The sequence below is a fragment of the Streptomyces sp. NL15-2K genome, from assembly GCF_030551255.1.
Classification (GTDB): Bacteria; Actinomycetota; Actinomycetes; order Streptomycetales; family Streptomycetaceae; genus Streptomyces.
On the sequence record NZ_CP130630.1, the window covers coordinates 6,085,707 to 6,108,456 of the forward strand.

At 69.9% G+C, this 22,750-nt stretch carries 16 protein-coding genes and 1 pseudogene; 7 read left to right on the forward strand and 10 right to left on the reverse strand.

Features of this window, described 5'->3' with window-relative positions; translation table 11 throughout:
- Nucleotides 1-52 precede the first annotated feature (52 nt).
- Together Q4V64_RS27345 and Q4V64_RS27350 are read left to right on the forward strand one after the other, a co-directional pair.
- Nucleotides 53-616 (forward strand): phage tail protein, encoded by a 564-nt coding sequence (locus Q4V64_RS27345; RefSeq protein WP_124439992.1) that lies wholly within the window; start codon nt 53-55, stop codon nt 614-616.
- 4 nt (nt 617-620) lie between these two features.
- A complete protein-coding gene (locus Q4V64_RS27350; RefSeq protein ID WP_253266937.1) occupies nt 621-2,093 on the forward strand; it encodes a zinc ribbon domain-containing protein in 1,473 nt (490 codons plus the stop codon).
- A 173-nt stretch (nt 2,094-2,266) separates the two neighbouring features.
- Here Q4V64_RS27350 and Q4V64_RS27355 read toward each other — a convergent pair whose 3' ends face one another.
- The 8 genes from Q4V64_RS27355 to Q4V64_RS27390 form a co-directional block, all read right to left on the reverse strand.
- Entirely contained in the window at nt 2,267-4,594 is a 2,328-nt protein-coding gene (locus Q4V64_RS27355; RefSeq protein ID WP_172629185.1) for a discoidin domain-containing protein, read from the reverse strand.
- Nucleotides 4,595-4,605: 11 nt separating this feature from the next.
- On the reverse strand, nt 4,606-5,823 hold the full coding sequence (locus tag Q4V64_RS27360) for a peptidylprolyl isomerase (RefSeq protein ID WP_172629184.1): 1,218 nt from the start codon (nt 5,821-5,823) through the stop codon (nt 4,606-4,608).
- Nucleotides 5,824-5,831: 8 nt separating this feature from the next.
- Nucleotides 5,832-7,259 (reverse strand): alpha-L-fucosidase, encoded by a 1,428-nt coding sequence (locus Q4V64_RS27365; RefSeq protein ID WP_216377610.1) that lies wholly within the window; start codon nt 7,257-7,259, stop codon nt 5,832-5,834.
- Nucleotides 7,256-7,435: a hypothetical protein gene (locus Q4V64_RS27370; protein WP_124439990.1), complete on the reverse strand. Its 180-nt coding sequence runs from the start codon at nt 7,433-7,435 to the stop codon at nt 7,256-7,258. The genes Q4V64_RS27365 and Q4V64_RS27370 overlap by 4 nt, the downstream gene beginning before the upstream one ends.
- A 98-nt stretch (nt 7,436-7,533) precedes the next feature.
- Nucleotides 7,534-8,415, reverse strand: coding sequence for a carbohydrate ABC transporter permease (locus tag Q4V64_RS27375; RefSeq protein ID WP_124439989.1), 882 nt, complete (start codon nt 8,413-8,415; stop codon nt 7,534-7,536).
- A 58-nt stretch (nt 8,416-8,473) separates the two neighbouring features.
- Nucleotides 8,474-9,463 (reverse strand): sugar ABC transporter permease, encoded by a 990-nt coding sequence (locus tag Q4V64_RS27380; protein WP_216377609.1) that lies wholly within the window; start codon nt 9,461-9,463, stop codon nt 8,474-8,476.
- 121 nt (nt 9,464-9,584) lie between these two features.
- Nucleotides 9,585-10,907: a carbohydrate ABC transporter substrate-binding protein gene (locus Q4V64_RS27385; protein ID WP_124439988.1), complete on the reverse strand. Its 1,323-nt coding sequence runs from the start codon at nt 10,905-10,907 to the stop codon at nt 9,585-9,587.
- Between the two features lie 302 nt (nt 10,908-11,209).
- Nucleotides 11,210-12,229 (reverse strand): LacI family DNA-binding transcriptional regulator, encoded by a 1,020-nt coding sequence (locus tag Q4V64_RS27390; RefSeq protein ID WP_124440040.1) that lies wholly within the window; start codon nt 12,227-12,229, stop codon nt 11,210-11,212.
- A gap of 95 nt (nt 12,230-12,324) precedes the next feature.
- On the opposite strand from Q4V64_RS27390, the gene Q4V64_RS27395 reads away from it, so the two are divergent.
- From Q4V64_RS27395 to Q4V64_RS27410, 4 genes are all read left to right on the forward strand, one after another.
- Nucleotides 12,325-14,166: a glycoside hydrolase family 35 protein gene (locus Q4V64_RS27395; RefSeq protein ID WP_124439987.1), complete on the forward strand. Its 1,842-nt coding sequence runs from the start codon at nt 12,325-12,327 to the stop codon at nt 14,164-14,166.
- A gap of 80 nt (nt 14,167-14,246) precedes the next feature.
- Nucleotides 14,247-14,648, forward strand: coding sequence for a DUF4234 domain-containing protein (locus Q4V64_RS27400; RefSeq protein ID WP_124439986.1), 402 nt, complete (start codon nt 14,247-14,249; stop codon nt 14,646-14,648).
- 252 nt (nt 14,649-14,900) lie between these two features.
- Nucleotides 14,901-15,848 (forward strand): RNA polymerase sigma-70 factor, encoded by a 948-nt coding sequence (locus Q4V64_RS27405; protein ID WP_124439984.1) that lies wholly within the window; start codon nt 14,901-14,903, stop codon nt 15,846-15,848.
- Nucleotides 15,849-15,941: 93 nt separating this feature from the next.
- The gene (locus Q4V64_RS27410; protein ID WP_124439983.1) at nt 15,942-17,153 is read left to right on the forward strand and encodes an FAD-dependent oxidoreductase; all 1,212 of its coding nucleotides are present in this window, start codon (nt 15,942-15,944) and stop codon (nt 17,151-17,153) included.
- 78 nt (nt 17,154-17,231) lie between these two features.
- Here the strand turns inward: Q4V64_RS27410 and Q4V64_RS27415 are convergent, their stop codons facing one another.
- The gene (locus Q4V64_RS27415) at nt 17,232-20,897 is read right to left on the reverse strand and encodes a caspase family protein (RefSeq protein ID WP_303711991.1); all 3,666 of its coding nucleotides are present in this window, start codon (nt 20,895-20,897) and stop codon (nt 17,232-17,234) included.
- On the reverse strand, nt 20,897-21,334 hold the full coding sequence (locus Q4V64_RS27420) for a hypothetical protein (protein ID WP_216377608.1): 438 nt from the start codon (nt 21,332-21,334) through the stop codon (nt 20,897-20,899). Before Q4V64_RS27420 ends, Q4V64_RS27415 begins: the two co-directional genes overlap by 1 nt.
- Nucleotides 21,335-21,591: 257 nt before the next feature.
- Here Q4V64_RS27420 and Q4V64_RS27425 point away from each other — a divergent pair.
- A pseudogene (locus Q4V64_RS27425) lies at nt 21,592-22,595 on the forward strand (IS5 family transposase).
- Nucleotides 22,596-22,750: the final 155 nt, after the last annotated feature.

Sequence of the window (22,750 nt, forward strand, 5' to 3'; positions counted from 1 at the left end):
TGGCCGACGCCGACACGGCCGCCGGGCCGGAGGCACAGGGAGAGGTACGGGGATGAGCCGCGCCGCCGTACCCGGCCTGCCGAGCCGGTACCCGATCGGCGGGCAACTGCCCGCCCTGTACGCCGACGACGACTTCGCGCAGCGGTTCACCGCCGGTCTCGACACCGTCCTCGCCCCGGTGTTCGCGACCCTCGACAACCTGCCCGCCTACCTCGACCCCCGGCTCGCTCCGACCGACTTCCTGGCCTGGCTGGCGTCGTGGGTGGGCGCCGCCGACGACCCGCAGTGGCCCGTGGAGCTGCGCCGCGAGGCTGTGGTCCGCGCGGTGGAGCTGCACCGGTGGCGCGGCACCAGGCGCGGTTTGGTCGAGGGCCTGCGGCTCGCGCTCGGCGTGCACGCCGAGGTGACCGGGGACGGCGGCGCGACATGGTCGAGGACCGCCGGAGCCGACCTGCCGCCGGAGCCCCCCGCCGGGCCCCTGGTCCGGGTGTGGCCGGGTCGCGAGGCGCGGGTGGACGCGGCTCGGGTCCACGAGATCGTCCGGGCCATGTGCCCGGTGCACACCGTCTGCCGGGTGGAGGTCCTGCCCGGCCCGCCCGCCGATGAAGGGAGGTGACGTCATGCGCGCGTGTCCCGCGTGCGGGGCGTCCAACGGCTCCGCGGACGACTTCTGCGGCAACTGCGGCGCGTACCTGGGCTGGTCGGACACCACGCCGGCCTCGAGCACGCCCGCGGATCCCCCGGCTCCACCGGACCCCACCCCGCCGGACGCCACCCCGGCGCCCGCATCGCCCCCGGCGGAGGAGCCCGCGTCCGCCGGGCCGGGCCGCACCTCGTCGTTGCGCACCCGGCTGACCGGCCGCGGCCGCGGCGAGGCGAGGGGACCGAGCGCTTCGCCTACGGCGGGCTCGCGCTCCGGCGCCGACGAGGGTCCCGGCGCCGCCCCCGGCCAGGAGGAGGCCATCGGCCCTCCGCCCGAGGCCGGACCCGACGATGTCCGCACCGAGCACCCCGCCCCCGCGCACCGCTCGACCACTGGCGAGGCCACCGGAGAGGCCCCCAGCGAGACCACCGGCGACGAAGAAACCCCCCACACCGGCGAAGCTCGCCCCACCACGGCACCCGCGTCCACGGCACCCCCCGGGTCCTCCGGGGCCGGGTCCGCGTCCGGACCCGCCGCGTCCGGAACGAGCGCACCGCCACCCCAGGCCCCGGCCACACCGTCGGTCCCCAGCACCCCACCTGCTCCGACCACCCCGGACATGCCGGGCCCTCGGACCCCGGCCACCCCCACCCCCGAGGTGCCGTCGCCGGACCCCGTGCTGCCCGTACGCCCGGCGAAGCCGGTGGCGCCACGCCCCGTCGTACGTCCCTCCGCGGTGCCGGACGAAGCGGCGGGGGCGCCCTGCCCCGCCTGCGGCACGCCCAACCCGCCGGACCGCCGGTTCTGCCGACGCTGCGCGGCTGAGCTGAACCCCGCCGCGAAGCCCGCCCCGCTGCCGTGGTGGCGGACCGTGTGGCCGCTGCGCCGCCGGGTGCGGGCGAGCTCGGGCAGGTTGGTGCGGCTCCTGGTGATCCTGGCCGTGGTGGTGGCTCTGTGCGCGGGCGGCCTCCTGCTGCTGCCGGCCGGACGCGCCCTGGTCGAGGACACCCGGGACAAACTGAGCAAGGCCAAGGCCGTGACCCCGGCGGACATCGAGGCGAGCGCCGAGCTCCCCCGGCACCCGGCGCAGAACACCACGGATGGGCTCAGCAACAGCTACTGGGGCGCCCCCGCGCCGGGCGCTTCGCTGACCTACACCTTCGGCAAGCCGTTCCGGTTGGTCGACCTGATCATCACCAACGGCCCGTCCGCGTCTCCGGAGGAGTACACCCGCCAGGCACGCGCGCTCCAGCTGGACCTGGAGGTGACAACGGCGGACGGCACGAAGCACGAAAAGACACTCACCCTCAGCGACAAACCAGGCCCGCAGACGATGCCCACCGGGATCAGCGACGCGAAGACGGTACGCCTGGTCCTGCGCTCGGCCGCCGGCCTGACTCCGGGCCGTCATCTGGCCCTGGCGGAGGTGGAGTTCTTCCAGCGAAGCTGACAGCGACCGCTCCTGCATCCATCCAAGGCGCACTCGACCTGGCCCTCGCCGACGCGGTGACCGTGGCCCTCGCGGCGAAGAAGGGCGGGTGGACGCCGTGGCATCCACCCGCCCCTCGCCGTTACACGCTTGCACGCTTACAAGCGTCGGCCCGGCCTACGCGTCGGCCCGGCCTACGCGCCGGCGCGGTAAACCGCGATCTCCGTCAGCGTCGGCGTGTACTGCTCCGTCGCGATCTGCCCGGTGAGCGCCACCCGGAGCTTGGAGGTCGTGATGTCGCCGAAGCCGGTGACGGTGAGGTCGTGGCCGATGCCGGTGTCGCGGCTCGCGAAGGTCACCCACCCGCCGGCTGCGGCGTCCCAGCGCTGGAGCTCGAAGGACCGCACCCTCGGGTTGGTGCCCGAGTCGGTGTACTCGTCCAGGTAGACCTCGTCGAAGGTGGTGTCCGCGCCGAAGTCGATGTCGAGCGTGATGGGGTAGGCGGCGTCGTCGGCGGCGGCCCAGCGGGTCGTGAGGTCGCCGTCGGTCAGCTTGTCCGCGGTGAGGGTTCCGTTCGCTCCGGTGTGGGTGGAGCTCGCGGTGACGGGTTTGCCGAGCGCGAGGTCGACCCGGTTGTCCGCCTCCTCCTCGATGGGGTCGTCGTCGACCGGGTTGGTGACCTGTGGGCCGATCCGGGTCTCGGCCATGCCCACGTCCGGTGCGTCGCCGTAGTAGATGTGCGTGCCCAGGAAGTCCTCGGTGCCCAGGTGCGGGTTGTAGCGGCCGGCGTCGATGAGCGGTGAGTCGTTCCGGAGGGCGAAGTGTGCCGCGGCCTTTCGGATGCGGTCCACGCCTGCCCCGGTGACGTAGTCGGCGGGGTCACCGACGAATCGGGGGTCGGTTCGCAGCCCCTTGGGGTCGGCCGGTTCCTGGGTGGAGTGGGTGCCGCTCGCCTCGTAGTAGTCGTTGTTGGAGAACACGGCCTGCCGTAGGGCGCCGGTTCTGCGGTACCACGGTGTCGTGGTCGTCTTCGAGGTGTTGTAGAAGATGTTGTTCAGGAAGTAGACGCGGCTCAGGAACGTCTCGTCGTGGACGTAGTCGAGGTCCGCGCCGTCGTAGACGAAGGTGTTGTTCGTGAAGTACGTCGGCGAGTAGTTCGTAGACAGCATGTTCTTCACGAGTACGCCGTTGTCGTTGACGCTCAGGTTGTAGCGGGCGACCGAGTTCGAGCTGTTGCCCATGTAGGCCATCCAGCCCGCCGCGTTGTCGTGCGAGTAGTTGTACTGGTAGGTGACGTTGAAGTTGGTGTACTCGAGGTCCCAGGGCGTGCCGTCGTACTCGTTGTTCGGGCCGCCGTAGACCTCGTTGAACTGCATGACCGAGTCGGCGCCGGCCCACAGGTAGAGCGCGCAGGACACCGCGTCGTAGCGCTTCAGATACCCGTTGACCTCGTTGTACTCGACCTTCATGTTCTTGGTGTTGGCGAGCTGGATCGCGCCCTGGCCGATGCTCTCGGCGTAGTTGTGGCCGATGTACACGTCCCGGCTGTACAGGTCGCGGGTGCGCACCCACAGCTGCTCCCAGCCCTCGTGCCACTTCCCGTTCTCGTCGTACTGACCGGCGTCCGCACCGTCGGCCGCGAACCAGTTGAACGCGAACTGCACGGCGTGCAGTTCCACGTTCTCGAAGGTGTTGTCCTCGATCCGGACGTCCTTGAAGTGGTAGCCGCCGGTTGCGTAGTCCTTGTAGCTCTTGCTGCCGAAGACCTGGAAGTCGACGGCGCCGTAGTGGATTTTCTGCCAGTAGCTCGGACCGTCGATGTTGTGGACGTATATGTCCGAGATACGGAAGTGGTCCATGACGCTGTCCTCGCCGGGCTTCAGCAGGTCGGCGTTGATCGACACCATGATTCCGTCGCGGACGTACGTCCCCTTGGTGATGTTGGTCGCGAAGTCGTCGTCATTGGACAGTTCGACGTTGTTGATGTCCCAGTACTGCTGGTTGCGCAGCACGATGGCGCCGGTCAGGCCGACGGTGGCGGGATTCTTCGTGCCGTCCGCGTTGAACGGACTCGGCACGTTGCCGTTCGTCGCGATGTACGGCCGTCCGGCGCCCGGGTCGCCGTACGCCGAGATCGTGATCGGCCTGCCCGTGCTGCCCGAGCCCTTCGGCCACAACTGCTCGTCCTGCCACTCCTCACCGGCCTTGAGCAGGATGCGGTCGCCGGGCGCGAACGTCGTCGCGTTCGCCTTGGCCAGGGTGCGCCAGGCGGTCTTCGGGGAGGTCCCGGCCGCGTCGTCGCGACCACGGGTCGCGTCGATGAAGTAGTCCTTGCCGCCGGTCAGGTTCGGCGTGTTGCCCGGCCAGGACGGCTGGGCGGCGGCGGGGGCGGGAGCGCGGTCCGGGGCCGCGGCGGCATGCGCGGCGGGAACGAGCGCGCCTACCAGCAGCGCGGCGAGCAGGGCGACGAAGCCCGCGTACAACGACCGTATGAGGGGTGGTCCGGTATCGGCAGGTCTCATGGGGACAGGTCTCATTGCTGCACATCCTTTGCGTTGATGGCGTCCACCGCCGAGGTGTCGACATCGATGTCGCCGCTGGCGACCCGGCGTTGGAGGAACCGGTTGAACTTCTCCTCGACGAGCGACTGCCGGATCCGCTGGGAGTAGTCGGCGAACGCCTTGTCCTCGTCGACGCTCTTGCCGTCGAGCTCGTAGTAGGTGATCTGGCCGGTGCCCGTGACGGGGGCGGAGATCCGGCCCGGCGCGAGGGTGCCGAGCACCGCCATGAGGTCCTGGTCGTGGGCGTTCAGCCCGGTCGAACCACTGCCGTCGTACGTGCCGGTGGTGAGCTTGGCATCGGGTTCCCCGGCGACGACGTCCGCGAGGCGCCCGGCGGCGGTCACCCGCCGCTGCAGGCGGGCCGCGAAGTCCGCGGAGGCGCCGTCGGGGACCGGTACCACGAGCTGCGCGTACTTGTACGTCGTCGCGTTGGCGCTCCAGGCGTCCCGGTCGGCGTCGAACGCGCGCCGGACCTCGGCGTCGGTGACGTGGAGCGGGTCGCCGGCGCCCGCGCTGAGCCGCTTCTTCAGGGTGGTGGTGACCTCGGTGAGCCGGTGCGTGTAGTACTCCTCGGGGGAGAACCGCGCGACGCCGTAGACGGTCCGGCCCGCGGCGATGGCCCGGGCGCGGGACTCGTTCTCCTGAGCCAGTCCGGCGAGGAAGTCGTCGTAGTCCACGGAGTCGACGAGCCCCTGCTCCTTCGCGAGGACGAGCGTGGTCTTGTCCCGCTGGATCTCGTCGAGCGCACGGGTCTCGAGGCGCTGGAGCGCGGTCTTGTCGCCGGCCTTCGCGTTCCAGTCGATCGCGCCCCGCAGGTGGTACTTGTTGCGCAGCTCGTTCTGCACGGTCGGCGCGAGCCGCCGCATGTGGAAGAGCAGTTCGTCGCGGGTCACGGGGTGGCCGTCGAGGGAGGCGACCTCGCTGGTCTCGCCGGTGCGGTGGCTGAGCATCGTCACTCCGGTGACCACCAGCGCGGCGAGGGCGAGGCACACGCCGGTGAGGAGGAGGACGGCCCGGCGGCGCGACGGCTTGTCGGGCGGGCGGGAGGTGCTCGGCACCCGCGCGGCACGAGGCTTGCGCGAGGCACCCGGCTTGCGGGCGTTGCTCGGCTTGCGGGCGTTGCTCGGCTTGTGGGAGTTGCTCGGCTTGTGGGAGTTGCCTGGCTTTCGTGACGTGCTCTGCTTGGCCATGGTGCCCTTCATGAGGCCGCCCCGATCGCGGCCACCCGGGCGACGACGGGCGTGTCCCGGGTCTGGGGTATCTCGACCAGTACGGCATCGATCTCGGTCGGCGGAAACGTCAGGACGCGCTGATGGCCCACCGCGTGCGCCTGCGCGAGCGTCGTCCACCGCCCGTCCCGGCGACCCCGTACGACGACGTGCTCGATGCGCTGCCCCTGCCTGATGTCCTCGCCGAGGACGACCGCCTCGACCGGGCGGGGCCGTCCGAACGCGAGCGTCACGCCGGGCAGCGGGTCGGTGTCGTCCGGCCGCCACGGCGTACGCCCCGCGCCCGGCCACGCGCTCGCGACGTCGCCCGTGCCCCCGGACGAGACCGTCGCGGTCGCCTCGATCCGCCGCGCCCGGAAGTCGTCGATCCGCCGCCCGAGTTGATCGAGCACCGTCACGTCGATGTCCCGTACGCGCCCGTCGCGGGCCGGCGGGACGTTGAGCAGGAAGCAGGAGTTGCCGCCGACGGCGCGCAGGTAGATGGTGAACAGCTCGTCCACGGAGCGGACCCGGGCGTCCTCGGCCGGGTGGTGGAACCAGCCGGGCCGGATCGAGGTGTTGACCTCGGCCGGGTACCAGACCAGGTCGTCCTCGTGCCCGGCCAGCGCCGCGCGGCTGCCGAGGTCCCGGTCGTCGCTGCGCACGAGCCGGGCGAAGGCGCCGTCGTCCGCCTGCTGCGAGCGGTCAGCGGTCCGCTCGGCGTCCTGCAACGCGCGCGGCACCACGCTCCACTCGTCGGGGCGGGTCTCCCCGGCCTCGTTGCCGCACCAGCGGACGTCGGGCCCGCACACGCTGATGACCGCGTCCGGCTGCAACTCCCGGACCACCGCGTAGTACCGCTCCCAGTCATACACCTGGGTCTTGCCGCTCGGGCCCTCGCCGTTCGCGCCGTCCAGCCACACCGAGAACACCGGCCCGTACCGGGTGAGCAGTTCGGTGAGCTGGGCGACGTAGAAGTCGTCGTACGCGGGCCCGGAACCGTAGGACGCCTCGGTGCGGTCCCAGGGGGACAGGTAGATCCCGAACCGCAGACCGTGCCGCCGGGCCGCTTCGGCGACCTCCGCGACCACGTCGCCCCGGCCGCCCCGCCACGGCGACGAGGCGACCGAGTAGGCCGTGACGTCACTCGGCCACAGACAGAACCCGTCGTGGTGCTTGCAGGTGAGGATCACGCCGGTCATCCCGGCGCTCTTCAGGGCCGTGACCCACTGGTCGGCGTCGAGCCCGGCCGGGTCGAAGGCGGCCGGGTCGTCGTGCCCCTCGCCCCACTCCCGGTCCGTCATGGTGTTCATGCCGAAGTGGATGAACCCGTAGAACTCCATCGCCTGCCAGGCGAGTTGGCGCTCGCTCGGCCGGACCGCGGCCAGTGCCCGGCCGGATATCGCCGCCGCGGTCACCGGAACCGCCGGTTGTACGCGGCGAGCAGGGCCAGCAGCCCGGCCAGCGCGGCGAGCATGAGCAGGAGGTCTCCCCACCCGACCGACGTGCGCGCGGTGACGACGAGCGTGACGCAGGCCGCCGCGACGAGCGTACGGGCGGTGACGAGCAGCGCCGTACGCGTCGATTCCTTCATGACGTTTCCTTCCGCTGATGCTGCGATGCTGCGATGCTGCGATGCTGCGATGCCGGGATGCCGGGATGCCGGGATGCCGGGATGCCGCGGGGGTGAGGTCAGCCCTTCACTCCGCCGGATGCCATGCCCTCGATGAGCCGGCGCTGGATGACCGCGTAGACCAGGAGAACGGGCACGATGACGATGACCATGCCGGCGTAGAGGCGCCCGTAGTCGGCCGCCGCCTTCTGAGCGGTGAACAGGTTGAGCAGGCCGACCTGCAGCGTCTTGCCCTCGCCGGGGAGCAGGGTGAGCGCGATGATGAAGTCGTTCCAGTAGGCGAGGAAGTTGAACAGGATCACGGTGGTGACCGCCGGCCGCGCCATCGGAAGCATGACCTGGGTCATGATCCGGAAGCGGGACGCCCCGTCGAGTGCGGCGGCCTCCTCGTACTCGACCGGGATCGACCGGAAGTACGCGGTGAGCAGGTAGATGGTGAACGGGATCGACGTGGCCGCGTAGACGAGCGACAGGACCGAGGGGTTGTCGATGAAGAACCCGCCGGGAAAGACGTCGACGAGCGCGCGGTCCCAGTCGACGAGCATGAGGAAGATCGGTACGACGATGTAGTTGACGTTGACGAAGAGACCGGCCAGGAGCGCGGTCTCCACGACACGGCGGCCGCGGAACTCGTACCGGGCGATGACGTAGGCCGCCGGCACGGAGACCGCCAGGACGAACACCAGCCCGAGCACCGTGACGAACACCGAGGTCAGGAAGTACTGACCCATGTGCGCGGTGACGAACGCGTCGACGTAGTTCTGGAAGTGCAGGCCCTTCGGCAGCGTCCAGGGGCTGCCGAAGAACTCGCTCTTCTGTTTGAGCGAGGCGAGCAGCACCCAGGCGACCGGCACCGCGATGGCGAGCGCGAGGGCGACGACGAGGGCGTAGGTGAGCACCCGGCCCGTGCGGGGGCGGGACGACGAGTTGATCGTGGTCATGATGTCCGTCCTCAAGGAGCTCTCAGAACTCTCAGAGCTCTCAGAACTGTCAGAACTGTCAGAACTGGAGGGGCTCGCGCCGCGTCGCCCGGCTCACCAGGAGCGACACGAGGAACGAGAACGCGAAGATGACGACACCGATGGCCATGCCGTAGCCGTACGACGAGTTCGTGTACGCCTGCTTGTACATGTAGTTCAGCAGGACATCGGAGGAGCCGTCGGGCCCGCCGCCCGTCATCGCGCGGACCAGGACGAAGCTGAGGTTGACGGCGCTCATGATGAAGAACGTCAGCGTGGTGCGCAGGCTCTGCCAGATGAGCGGCAGCGTGATGGCGAAGAACTGCCGGGTGGGGGAGGCGCCGTCGAGCGCGCTCGCCTCGTAGAGCTCCTCCGGGATGCTCGACATGCTCGCCATGTAGAGGACCATGTAGTAGCCCAGCGACTGCCAGACCATCGCGGTCGCGACGGAGTAGACCACGATTTTCTGGTCGCCGAGCCAGACCTGTTGCAGGCCGTCGAGCGACAGCAGCCGGAGCGTGCCGTTGAGCAGACCGTTCTCCTGGTCGTACACGGCGGAGAAGACCGCCGCGATCACGACCACCGAGAGCACGTTCGGGATGTAGAGGATGAACCGGTACAGGTTCCGTGCGCGCAGCCGTTGCCGGGTCATGATCGCGGCGAGGAACAGGCCCATGCCCATGGTCACGACGGTGACCACGACCAGGAGCGCGACCGTGTTCTGGAACGCGCGCACGAACTGCTGGTCGTCGAGGAGGCGGCTGAAGTTGTCGAGCCCCACGAAGCGCATGTCCGGGGAGAAGCCGCTCCAGGTGTAGAGGGACATCCGGAACACGTTCAGGGTCGGGACGATCATGAACACCGCGAAGAGCACCAGCGCGGGAAGCAGGCAGGCGAGTACGAAGCCGGTGTTGCCGCGCCGGCGGGCCGGGGCCCGGGCGCCGCGCCGGCGCCGGGAGCGCCCGGTGGGCGGCGCCGGTTCGGATGTGCGGTTCGTGGAGCCTGGGGGTGGGCTGGAGAGGGTCGTCACCGTGCCGGTCCTTGGGTCTCGTACGAAGCAGTCCTGGGTGAGCGGGGGAGGGGCTCCCGGGTCTCACAGGCCTTGGATGCGCCGGCGGCGGCCCGGGCCGTCCCGGGCCGCCGCCGGGCGGTCAGTCGCCCGCCTGGCGCAGCTTCTCGCTGGCGTCGTTCAGCGCGGCCTGCCACTTGTCCTCGGTGGTGTCGCCGCTGATGATGCTGTTGGCGGTGTCGAAGAGCGTGGCCTTGATGTCGACGCCCTCGACGGGGGCGGTGGAGGCGAACCCGCCGACGAGCGCGGACACCGACGGGTCCTCGTACACCTTGTAGAACTCGGCGTTCTCCCCGGACAGGCTGCTCGCGATGGACTCGATCGGCTGGATCGCGTTCGACTTGGCGAAGGTCTTCGCCGCCTCGTCGGAGTACAGGTACGCGATGAAGTCCTTCGCCGCGTCCTTGTTCTTGGCGGCGCTGGGGACCCAGACCGACTCGACCGAGGTCGTGATGTAGCGCTTGCTGCCCGCGGTGACCGCCGGCAGCGGCGTCAGACCCCACTTGAAGCCCTTCGCGCGGGGAGCCTGCGCCATCTCGCCGACGATCCAGGTGCCGTTCGGCATGAACAGCGCCTTGTTGTCGAGGATCAGCTGCTGGTTCTTGGTGAAGTCCTGCTCGTTGGCGTAGCCGACGGTGGCCGGTGCGGCGTAGCCCAGCAGCTTGGTGGTGATGTCGAGCGCCTTGCGGGCGTTCGGCGTCTTCCAGACGTCCTTCTTGTACGTCATGACGTCGGTGTAGAACTGCTCCCCGCCGACGTCGGCGAGGAGCGCGAAGAAGAACGAGTCGAGGTACCCGGCGGTCGGGTAGGTGAACAGCGGTATGCCCTGCTTCTTGGCCATGTCGCCGAGCGCGAACATCTCGTCCCAGGTGGCCGGGACCTTCCAGCCCTTCTGCTTGAACAGGCCCTGGTTGAAGAAGAGTCCGGTCGGCGCGTAGTACATCGGCATGAGGTACGTCTGATCGTTGCCGTAGGGGTTGGTGTTGAGGTTGCCGACGATGTTCTTGGTGAGCTTGTCCCCCACGGTCTTGTTCTCGCCGGGGATCTTCGCCTTGAGCACCGGTGTGAGGTCCTCCAGGCCCTTGTCCTTGATCAGGGTCTCGGTGAGGCCGGCCTTACGGCCCTGACCGAGCACCACGACGTCCGGGTACCGTCCCGCCTTCATGTTCGGGGTGATCTCGTCTTCGATGCTCTTCGAGATCTGCAACTGGACGTCGATATCGGGGTGCGAGGCCTCGTACTGCTTGATGACCTGCGTGTACATACCCCGGCCGTAGCCGCCTTCGAGGGCGGCGACCTTGAGGGTCGTCTTGCCGGAGTCCGAGCTGCTCCCGCCGGCCGAGCAGCCGGCGAGCAGTCCGAGCACCGTGGCGGCGGCGCCCGCGAGGACGAGCGATCTCCTCATGTGGGGTCCTTCCCGTGGACAGTTGCCCACCTTGCTGCGAGCGGAGGAAAACAAATCCGGGGGCCGGCCTCCAGGGAGGCCACGCCGTCGTGACGCCGCGCCACCGCGCCCGAGATCCGGATCACTGGGGATCCGGTCTTGTTACGATGGCATCGATAACATGGAGCCTTACGGTGGCACCGATCCACATGAAGGCGCAAGAGGCCCACAAGAGCCATTTGAAACGAACGGCCGAGCTGAAACTCAGTCAGCCCGGGGCCGACCCCCCAGGCCCTGTCGTCACCGAACGGGCGACCCGGGACTCAGAGGGAGCGCGGCGGTGCCGTCGAGGCGCGTACCGACAGTGACGCGGTGACGACGGATTCGTCGACGTCCGCGTCGTCGCCCTGCAGCAGCAGGGACACGGCCGCGGCGCCGTAGCGGTAGAAGTCCTGCCGCACGGTCGTCAGCGGCGGAAAGCAGTAGGCCGCCAGGGCGATGTCGTCGACGCTCACGATCGACACGTCGTCGGGCACCGACCGGCCGCGCTCGCGCAGGGCGCGGATCACCCCGAAGGCCATCTCGTCGCTGGCGGCGAAGACCGCGGTGACCTCCGGGATCATCGCGATGATCTGCCCCTGCCGGTGTCCCGAGTCGGGCGACCAGTCGCCTTCGAGGGGCGGCGGCGCCTCGATGCCGGCCGCGGCCAGGCACTCCTGCCAGCCCTGCCGCCGCTGGCGCGCCTCGATCCATTCGTCGGGGCCGGAGATGTGCCAGACCTGCCTGTGCCCCAGGTCGAGCAGGTGCTGCGTGGCGACACGGCCCGCCTCCTGCTGGTCGATCCCGAGCACCCGGGCGCCCGCCGTCCGCGAGCCGTCGAGGGTGACGGTCGGGATGTCGCGGGTGATGTCCTCCATCTTCGGCGTCACGGAGATGAGCGGTACGGCGATGACGAAGCCGTCGACGCCCTGGTCGGCGAGCTTGGACAGGGCCCGCTCCATCAGGCCGGTGTCGAGCGCGGCGATGGTCGCGATGTTCACCGCGTACCCGGCCTCCCCGGCGGCCGCCTCGACACCGGCGGTCACCGCCGAGCGCGAGTAGTACCCGCCGGACGCCAGCAGTACGAGCCCGAGGGTGTGGCTGCGCCCGGAGGAGAGCGCCCGGGCGGCGCTGTTGAACCGGTAGCCGACCTGTTCCACGGCGGCGAGCACGCGCCTCTTGGTCTCGGGGTTGACGTTGGGCGAGCCGCGCAGCGCACGCGAGACGGTCTGCGCCGACACCCCGGCGGTCCGCGCCACGTCCGTCATGGTCGGCTGCCCCGGCCTCGCGGTGCCCTCGCTCATGGCGCTCCTCTCCCGCGGCCGGCCCGCGACGTTCGTCATCCACCAGATCATATCGAAGCCTGTTACGCATGGCATCGATAACATAGGCTCGTATCGTGACTGAGCCCCCCGCGACACACATCTCTGTGGCCCCCACCGCGACCGATGCGCAGGCCGGCGCCGCCACCAGCGCGCTCGGCTGGAGCGGGGGCCGCCTGTACCGGCACGGCGTCCCCCACCGCATCCTGTCCGGGGCGCTGCACTACTTCCGCGTCCACCCCGACCTCTGGCGGGACCGGATCCGCCGGCTCGCCGACCTCGGGGTCAACACGGTCGACACCTACGTGGCCTGGAACTTCCATCAGTCCCACGAGGACGAGGCGCCGCGCTTCGACGGCTGGCGGGACGTCGAGCGGTTCATCCGCACGGTGGGCGAGGAGGGCCTCGACGTCATCGTCCGGCCCGGCCCGTACATCTGCGCGGAGTGGTCCAACGGCGGCCTGCCCAGCTGGCTCACCGGCCGGGACGTCGCGCTGCGCAGCTCGGATCCGGCGTTCACCTCCGCCGTCGGCCGCTGGTTCGACGACCTCGTCCCGCGCATCGCCGCGCTCCAGGCGTCGGAGGGCGGGCCGGTCGTGGCGGTGCAGGTGGAGAACGAATTCGGCAGTTACGGCGACGACCACGCCTACCTGTGCTGGAACCGCCAGGCCCTGTCCACCCGGGGCATCCGGGAGCTGCTCTTCACCGCCGACGGACCCACCGAGCTCATGCTGGACGGCGGCACCCTGCCCGGGACCCTGACGGCCGTCACCCTGGGCTCCAAGCCCGACGCCGCCCGGCAACTCCTCGCCACGCGGCGACCGGACGAACCGTTCGTGGTCGCCGAGTTCTGGAACGGCTGGTTCGACCACTGGGGCAAACGGCACCACGTCCGCGGGGTGGACAGCGCGGTACGCACACTCCGCGGCATCATCGCCGACGGCGGCAGCGTGAGCATCTACATGGCACACGGCGGCACCAACTTCGGGCTCTGGGCGGGCGCCAACGACCACGAGGGCCCACTCCAGCCGGTCGTGACCAGCTACGACTCCGACGCGCCGATCGCCGAGGACGGCAGCCTCACCGACAAGTTCTTCGCCGTACGCGAGGCCCTCGGCGCACGCGGCCCCCTCCGCTCACCCCCACGCCTGCCGACGCTCCCCCCGACCCGCGTCCCGCTCACCCACCGCGCCGACCTGCTCACCGGCCTCCGCGCCGTGCCGGCCCCGACCTCGACCGCCCCGCGCCCCGCCTCCTTCGAACAACTCGGGCTCGACGCGGGCATGGTCCTGCACACCGCGCACCCGCGCGTCCCGGCCGGCGAGCACCGACTCCTCCTCACCGACGTACGCGACCGTGCCCTGGTCTTCGCCGACGGCACGTGGCTGGGCGTCGCCGACCCCGACTCCCCGGAACTCCCCGTCCACGGAACCGGCGACGTCGTACGACTGGAGATCCTGGTCGAGAACCTCGGCCGGGTGAACTACGGCCCGGGCATCGGCCGGCACAAGGGCCTGCTCGGCCCCGTCCTCGTCGACCGGCGCATCGTGCAGGGCTGGGACAGCACACCGGTCGCGCTGCAGGAGTGGTCCGCCACGGAGCTGGCCGACGCGGTCACCTCGGGTCCCGCGACCACACACACCGGCTTCGCCGTAGCGACGTTCCACGTCGACGCCCCCGCGGACACCTTCCTCGCGCTGCCGGGATCGGGCCGCGGCCTGGTCTGGGTCAACGGGTTCCTGCTCGGCCGTTACTGGGAGATCGGCCCGCAGATCACGCTGTACTGCCCGGCACCACTGCTGCGCGTCGGCGAGAACACCGTGACGGTTCTCGAACTGGAACGGCTCGGGGGAATCCTGGAGTTGCGGGACCGTCCTGAGCTGGGGCCGCCGGAGGAGTATGTGGAGGAGTTCGGCTGACGGCGTCCGCGACGCGCACGATACGCACGACGCGCCGGTTGCGGCTGGTTGTGATGCACTGGCTGTATGGGAGGTGTGCCATGTCTGGTCGCGCTGGCAAGACCCGTAACATCTTTCTCGTTTGGCTGATCTGGCCGCTGATCACGCTCGGCATTTACCACCTGGTCTGGTATTACAAAGTGAACCGCGAAGCTCGGGACTTCGATCAGCGGATCGAGGTCAATCCGGTGATGGCTCTTCTGGCCCTCACTGTGGGATGGCTCGTGATCATTCCCCCCTTCGTTTCGGTCTACAACACCGGTGTGCGCATTGCCCGGATGCAGCAGTCGGCCGGGATGCAGCGGAACTGCAATCCCTGGATCGGGGTCATCCTCATGATCGTCGCCGGTCTGTACCCGCTCTACTACCAACACGAGCTGAACCAGATCTGGGCCCACTATCAGCTCCCAGCAGAGGGTGAGCAGGTGCCTCTCGCGGCTTGACGTGTGCGGAGGTGGGCGAATCGTTGAGTCGGATCCATTCCCCTTTCCCTTCCGTCCCTGGCGGAACTCCCGTCCTCGCACAAAAAGGCGAGCAAGTCGAAATTCCGTCTTCTACTTCCAGATCCTGGATCCCCGCCGGAAATTGAAGGGGTCCCACTGGAAGTACCGTCAGTGGGACCCCTTCATCACCATCGAAAATCCCTGACGGTCATCAGGTGAGGGTCCGGGCATGCCCCGGCTAGGATCCGGACCATGACCCTGACCACGAACGACGTGGACCGGTTCGAGGCCTCCAGGCCCCGCCTGGAGGCCATCGCCTACCGCCTCCTCGGCTCCGCGAGCGAGGCGGAGGACGCCGTGCAGGAGACGTTCCTGCGCTGGCAGGCCGCCGACGTCGACCACATCGAGGTCCCCGAGGCCTGGCTGACGAAGGTTCTGACCAACCTGTGCCTCAACCAGCTCACCTCGGCCCGTGCGCGGCGCGAGACCTATGTGGGCCAGTGGCTCCCCGAGCCGCTGCTCGCCGGGGACCCGATGCTCGGCCCGGCCGACACCGCCGAACAGCGCGAATCGGTCTCGTACGCGGTCCTCGTCCTCCTGGAGCGCCTCTCGCCCAACGAGCGGGCGGTGTACGTGCTGCGGGAGGCCTTCGACTACCCGCACCGGGAGATCGCCGAGATCCTCGACATCACCGAGGCCGCCAGCCAGCAGATCTTCCACCGCGCCAAGAAGCACGTCGCGGACGGCAAGGCCCGCACCGAGATCGACAAGGCCGCCGCCCGGCGGATCGTCGAGGAGTTCCTCGCGGCCGCCACCAGCGGCCGGACCGAGCCGCTCGTGCGGCTGCTCACCCAGGACGCCATCTCGATCGGCGACGGTGGCGGGAAGGTCCCGGCCCGCGCCAAGGCGTTCGAGGGCGCTCTCGCGGTCGCGAAGTTCATGCGGGGTCTGTTCAAACCCGGCAACAAGGCCAGGCGCAACCTGGTCGGCGGCTCGCCCGATGTCTACGCGACGACCGCAAACGGCGACCCCGCCCTCGTGGTGGTCCTCGACGGCCGGGTCATCGGCGTCATGTGCCTGGAGGTCACCGCCAAGGGCATCGCCGCGTTCCGCAGCCAGGTCAACCCCGACAAGCTCGAACGTGTGACCGAACGGTGGGCGGCCGCCGACCGCGGTGAACCCCTGCTCCGCGCCTTCTGACCCTGATGTGAGGTGCTTCACATCGCGTTCCTGTCAGGAAACGGCGGGCCGCCCGGTTCAAGGGGCGAACCCGCTGAAGACAGGAGTACGGACATGCAGCACCGCATCGTCGTCCTCGGAGCCGGCTACACCGGAGCCATCGCCGCCGGGCGCCTCGCCCGGCGGCTGCGCCGCGAAGACGTCGCCATCACCCTCGTCAACGCCGAGCCCGACTTCGTCGAGCGCGTCCGGATGCACCAGCTCGCGGTCGGCCAGTCCCTCAAGTCGCGGCCCCTCGGCGAGATGTTCGCGGGAACCGGCGTGGAGCTGAAGCTCGGGAAGGTAACCGCCGTCGACGTGGACCGCAAGACCGTCGCCGTCCTCGACGCGAGCGACGCGAACGGCGCCGAAGAAGCCGAGGAACTGGAGTACGACACCCTCGTGTACGCCCTCGGCAGCGGTTGGAACGACCAGGGCGTCCCCGGCACCACCGAGCACGCCCACCAGATCGCCGGCCGCCCCGGAGCGCTGCGGCTGCGCGAGCGCCTGGCCCGTCTGGACGCCGGACAGCCCGTGGTCGTGGTCGGCGGCGGCCTCACCGGCGTGGAGGCCGCGACCGAGATCGCCGAGACCCGCCCGGACCTCGACGTCGCCCTCGTCGCCCTCGGCGGCCTCGGCGACTGGCTCTCGCCCAAGGGCGGACGGCACCTGCGGCAGGTCTTCGACAAGCTCGGCATCACCGTGCACGCGCACGCCGCCGTCACCGCCGTCGAGGCCGACCGCGTCACCACCGCCGACGGCAAGGCCATCCCGGCCACGGTCACCCTGTGGACCACCGGCTTCGCCGTCCACCCGATCGCGAAGGCCACCATCTTGGAGGTCATCGACACCGGCCAGATCGTGGTCGACCGGACCATGCGCTCGGTCTCGCACCCGGGCGTGTACGCCATCGGCGACGCGGCCCTGGTCATGGGCCCCGGCGACAAGCCGCTGCGGATGTCCTGCGCCTCGGGTGTCCCCACCGCGTGGCAGGCGGCCGACGCCATCGCGGCGCGCCTGACCGGCGGGAAGCTCCCGGACGTGCCGCTCCGCTACTTCAACCAGTGCGTCTCGCTGGGCCGCAAGGAAGGTCTGATCCAGTACGTCACCGCCGACGACCGCGCCGTGCGGGCGGCCCTGACAGGACGGCTCGCCGCCGTCTACAAGGAACTGGTCTGCAAAGGCGCGGCCTGGGGCGTCGCCAACCCGTTGCTCCTGCCGACCCGGCGCCGCCGCGTGGTGCGGGAGCCGGCCCCGGAGGGCTCGGCGGTCAAGGCGCCGGCCTGACTCGTACAGCGAAGCGGGCGTACTCGGTGCGAGGGCGCCCGCTCCGCTGCCCCCTGCCCGACACGATCCGGCTCGCTCTCAGCCACCGTCGGGACCACCGAAGAATCCGCCGCTGCCTCCGCTGCTGGTGGTGGCGGTCGGTTCGGCGGTCTCCGTCGGCTGATCAGAGGCGCTCTGGCTCGGCGTGGCGGACTTCGCGTCGTCTGCGCCGCCGCTGCTGGTGCCACCGCGCGAGCCGCTGGAGGCCTTGGACGCGGATCGGGTGGGCGACGGCGTCTCCGGTGGTGTGGCGGCCTCTTCGTGTCGCAGGACGAAGCTCGTCTGCGCCTTCTCATTCAGCACGAGCGCCTCGGCCAGGTAGGTGCCGGAGGATGCGGAGCCGGCCTGGTCGCAGCCCCGGGTGTTGGGCCTGCGGTCCCAGTGGAAGTCGACGGTGACGGGCTTGCCGCGGGCAAGCTGTACCCAGCGCTGCCCGTGGTGGCCGGACGCGCAGGCAGATGACTTCCACGTCTCCCCGGAGTCCCCGGCTCGGGTCACCATGAGGTAGGCATCGGTACGGCTGAGGTTGATCCGGCAAGGCAACGGGCCGCCGGCACCGGTGTCCGCCTTCACCGACAGTTCGAGGTGCGGGTCCTCGTCGACATAGCTGTTGAAAACCGAGGTCAGCCGTACGGTGATGTCGGCGCCGGTGCAGGCCCTCAAACGCATGATCGCTGCCGTGTTGACCGGCCGGCCGCCGATGTCGGCCACGTCATCGGCGGGCGGCCTGCCGGGCAGCGCGGTCCGGGACGGTGAGGCCGACGATGACGTCGCATGGGGCCTTGTCGGTGAGGCCCCATGGCCTGCCGGACTCTCGGCTCCCTCGGGAACCAGCAAGGCCAGCCCCAGGCCCACCCCGACAACGCTTGTGACCGCCACTGACAGCGCACGCCACGGCACGGTCCCCCCGCCGCCAGAAGCCTCGTCGCCGTCGGCCCGCGCAGCGTCCTCACGTGAGTCGTCCGTTCGTGCGGCGTCGTCATCGGACGGGAGCGGGGGCGACGCCGGTGCAGGTGCCGGACGCTCCCGTATCGCGTCGGCGTCCCGCCCTCGTTCCCGCCACGTCTGTGCCTGTCCGACCTGTCCGACCTGTCCGACCTGTTGGACTCGCAGCTTCCGCAGGCGAGTGACGGCGGCTTCTGGAATCGCCGGATCCTGGACGACTTCCACGAAGTCGAGTCGGTCCGCCGCGCTTGCCAGTGCCGCCGGTGCATCGACCCCCTCGACGGGAGCCAACGTCGCGTACAAGCGCCCGACATCCGGCGCCGGAAGATCGGCGAAGAGCTCCCGGACCAGCACGTCGAGCACATCGAGTGCCTCTCGCCCGCCTTGCTCGCGCACATGACGGACCAGTGCGGACAGGCCCTCAGCAGGTGCTTCGTAGAGCATCCGGCCGATGGCGAGCAGTAGTTTCCCGCGCCGTGATGACGGTCTGTCGACGAAGCAACGCAGCACGCGGACCACGGCGGGGCCGGTCAGTCGTCCCACGGCAGGGAAGAGAAGTTCGACCAGCCGCGACCATCCCTTGTGGCGCTGGGCCGCGGCGCTCAGCACCTCCTCGAGGGCGGTACCCGTCCCCTCCGCCAGCCGTTCGAGCAGTCGGTCGGCCTCTGCCAGGCGGCCGTTCGTCCAGAGGTGGCTGAGCAGCGGTTCGAGCCGTGCCCCCGGTACGTGAGCGGCGACTTCAGCGTGCAGGACGTCGATGCCCATGGCGTCGGCGAGAGGCACCAGCGCCTCCAGCACTTCCTTCTGCGGGCGGTTCCGGGCAGCGGCGACGAGGGTCCCGGCATCGTCCGTGAGTCCCGCGTCCCGGAGGGTCAGGGCGGCGGTCGCGGAGAAGACAGCGGGCTGCCGCGCCACCCACTTGAGGAGTCGCTCGGGCTCACCGTGCGGGGCGTCCCGGAGGGCAGCGACGAGCAGCCCGGCCACGACGGGCCCGCGCTCCGCGGTGGTCTTCAGCAGCTTGTGGCTGTCCAGCGGACGTCCCACGTCCCGCAGGGCATCGGCGAGGCGTACGACATCAGAGGCGTCGCGCCCCTCGCTCGCCCACAGGAACAGATCCAGCAATCCGCCCGGGTGATCACGGCGCAGTTGTGCCGCGGCGTCCAGCACCTGTTCGGGGGTGGCCCGGCTTACGGCCTCGCGGGCGGCCCGGTCGGCCCAGTCGAGGTCCAGAGACCGCAGCGCGAAGGCCCAACGCACCTGGTGCAGTGGCGCGGGTCCCCCCTTGAGCAGAGCTCCGAGGAGTGACTGGGTGGCGTCGAAGTGACCGTTGTCCCCCATCTCCCGCAGCAGCAAGGCGATCTCGTGCCGGGACTTCGCGGCGGCGAGGGCGTCCGGCAGGCGCCGATACAGGCGGAAGGCGAGGCCCTTCACTCCGGCGGTTCGCAGCAGATCCGCGACGGTGAGCATGTCCTGTGCCGAGCGCTCCGTCCACATCGCGTCGAGCGCCCGGCACAGGAGCTCACTCCTGACCTTCCCCTGCAGGGACTCCATCAGCCGCGCCGCGTCCACCGGCTGCTGCCGGACCAGCACGAGTGAGACCAGCCGGACCGCGGCGGCCTCCTGCCGCTCCCGCAGGAGCAGCAGGGCGCTCGCCGCCACATGGGCCGGCTCTCGGCACGTCAGACAGGACAGCACCTCGTCGGCCAGAGCGTCGGCTTCCAGCCGGGTCAGAACGAGCAGGCACTCGACGGCATCGGGTGCCTGCCGCAAGGCGAGGCCCGCACAGACCTGTCCGGCTTCCGCCCGCCGGTCCGCTCTCTCCAGGTGCAGCAAAAGGGCCGCGACCTCCTGGACGGGCCAGCGGGACGCGGCGGCCGCGAGGACCTGGTCGGCCGGTCCCTCCGCTCCGCGATGGCGCAAGTCCTCGGCGTAACCGGCCAGTTCGGCGGGAGTGCCGCGCAAGGCGTTCGCGTGGCCGGAGAGCAGGTCCACGCGCTCCCGCACGGCAGGGAGCGGCAGCAGTTGTCCCCGCCGGTTGCGTACGAGCGTGATGGAGCGACCGCCGTTGCGGATCCGCTGCTGCGGAATGGGATGGCCCTTCGCCCGCAGCTCGCACAGCACGGACCTGTAGATGGTCTCCATGTCCAGGAATTCCGGGCCGTCGGGAATCCCCTCGGACAGCACCCTGAGCAGTTCACCCGTGAAAGCGGTGAAGCGCTCGCCCGGGGGTGCCAGCGAGAGTCTGTTCTCGGCGGAGGCAGTCATGACGTAGGAGCCGTCGACTTCGGTGTGATCCGCCATCTCCACCGCCGGGCCCATGTGGCCCTCCAGCGCCAGCCCACTGAAGCAGCAGTCCACGATGACCACCTTGTTGCGTGCTCCGCCGCCCGCCTCCAGCATCACCCTCCGCAGCTTGGAGAACTCCAGCGCGCGGTAGAGCCGATCGCGGTTGGTGTCCGGCAGCGCGAGGCACAACTCGTCCGAGCGAGGGGCGACCAGGCCGTGCCCGGCGAAATACAGCACGAAGGTGTCGCGCGTCTCGGCTGCGGCGTCGTAGACCGCCTCCAGGACCTCTCGGCCGGTGGCGGGGTTGAGCACAGTGGTGCAGTGCTCCTTGGGAAGGCCCCAGAGATCGTCGCGGGTGAAGAGGGCGCCCATGTCGGTCACGTTGTTGGCGACGGCGGGCAGAGCCTCGAGTTCCGTGTAGTCCGAGACACCTACGATGACCGCCCGCGATGTGGTGGTATCAGGCAGGGGCATTACGGGCGGCCTTCCACAGCCCCCTCCGCAGTACCTGTGCCTTCGGCGGTACCCATCGTCCGCGACGCCGCCCTCGACCCGGCTTCCTCGGCGGTGCGAAGAGCCTCGACGATCCGCCGTACGGTCTCCTCGTTCCCGTCCTGGACCGTCAGGGCCCCACCGGGGAAGGTGATGGTCACCGCGGGCGCGGAAGGACGCGCCGTACGCCAAGTCGCGTACGCCACCGCAAGGTTGAGCGCGGCGATTCCGTGCTCCAGCACGAGCTCGATGACGTCCGACGCACCCGTCCCACCCATCGCGCCCGCTTCGCCACGGCTCTGGAGACCGAGGGTCCGCACCTTCCGCCGGAGCTCCATGTCGCCACGCAACCAGCCGTAGAGATCGGCGACCGCCATGCCGGTGTAGTCCTGCTCAGCAGAACCGATGGTGATGCGCACCTGGCCTCCCCCACTGTGTGCGCGTCGAGTGCGGTGACGCGCCCGACGTCCGGACTGACGATGAATAAAACGCAGAAGTCGCTGATCGGATACGCCACCCCGAGGCCGCGTCCCGGCCTCGGGGATCAATGGAGGGTTTCTTGAAGCCCGGCAACTCGGCGGACTCTCGTTCCGCTTCTGCTAGGGCCTGTGTGACGTTGTGATCAATCTTGCCGATCCGGATCCCTCTGGAAGGCAGATCCGGTAGGAAGACGATCGTGACGCGAAGGCAACTCACCGACGAGCAGTGGCAGTTGATCGAACCGTTCCTGCCGATAGGCGAGTGCGGTCCGTACCCTGAGCGGCTGCGTGAGCAGTTCGAGGGGGTGATCTGGCGGTTCCGCACCAGCAGTCAGTGGCGGGAAATGCCGGGCGGGTTCGGCCCGTGGCCGACGGTCTACGGCCGTTTCCGGGTCTGGCGGGACGCCGGCGTCTTCACCGCACTGCTGGAAGGTGTGATCGCTGAGGCCGCCCGCCAGGGGAAGACGGACTTGTCCCTGGTCAGCGTGGACTCCACCACCGCCCGGGCCCACCACGACGCCGCCGGGATGTGCATCGGCAAGGAGGTCATGGACGCCCTGGAGGAAGCCGCCGCCGACCAGGAACGGGCCTGGCAAAAGGGGGCGGCCCGCCGGAACAGAACGGACAGGACGGAAGCGACACCCCCGGCCGGGAAGAGCGGCGGCACGTCAGGCGACGGCGCAAGCTCCGTCTGAAGGAAGCCCTGCTCGGCAGGTCCCGTGGCGGGCTGACGAGCAAGGTTCATCTCGCCGCGGACCGCAAGTGCCGTCCGTTGTCGTTCGTCCTGACCGCAGGACAGGCCGCCGACAGCCCGCAGTTCGTCCCCGTGCTGCAGAAGGTGCGGGTCCGTCTGCCTGTCGGCCGTCCCCGGACCCGGCCTGGCGCTGTCGCTGCGGACAAGGCCTACTCATCCCGCGCCAACCGTTCCTACTTGCGAAAACGCAACATCAAGGCCGTCATCCCGGAGAAGAGGGACCAGGCTGCCAACCGAAAGAAGAAAGGCAGCCGGGGCGGCCGGCCCACAGGTCACGACACCGGTCTCTACAAGGAGCGGAACACCGTCGAGCGCCTGATCAACAAGCTGAAGGCCTGGCGGGGCATCGCGACTCGATACGACAAGACGCCCGAGAGCTACCTCGCCGGCCTCTACCTCCGCGCCTCGATGATCTGGATCAACGATCTACTGAAGGCGACAGGTTGATCACAACGTCACACAGGCCCTAGTGCCCCGGCAGGCAACGTTCGCCCCGTCGCGACGCCCGGCACGCTCCCCCACTGCCCTAAAGGCGTGGGAGGTGCCCCCACTCGCCGCACCGGCCGAAAGCCCAAGTACGTCCAGTACGAGGGCTTCCGGCC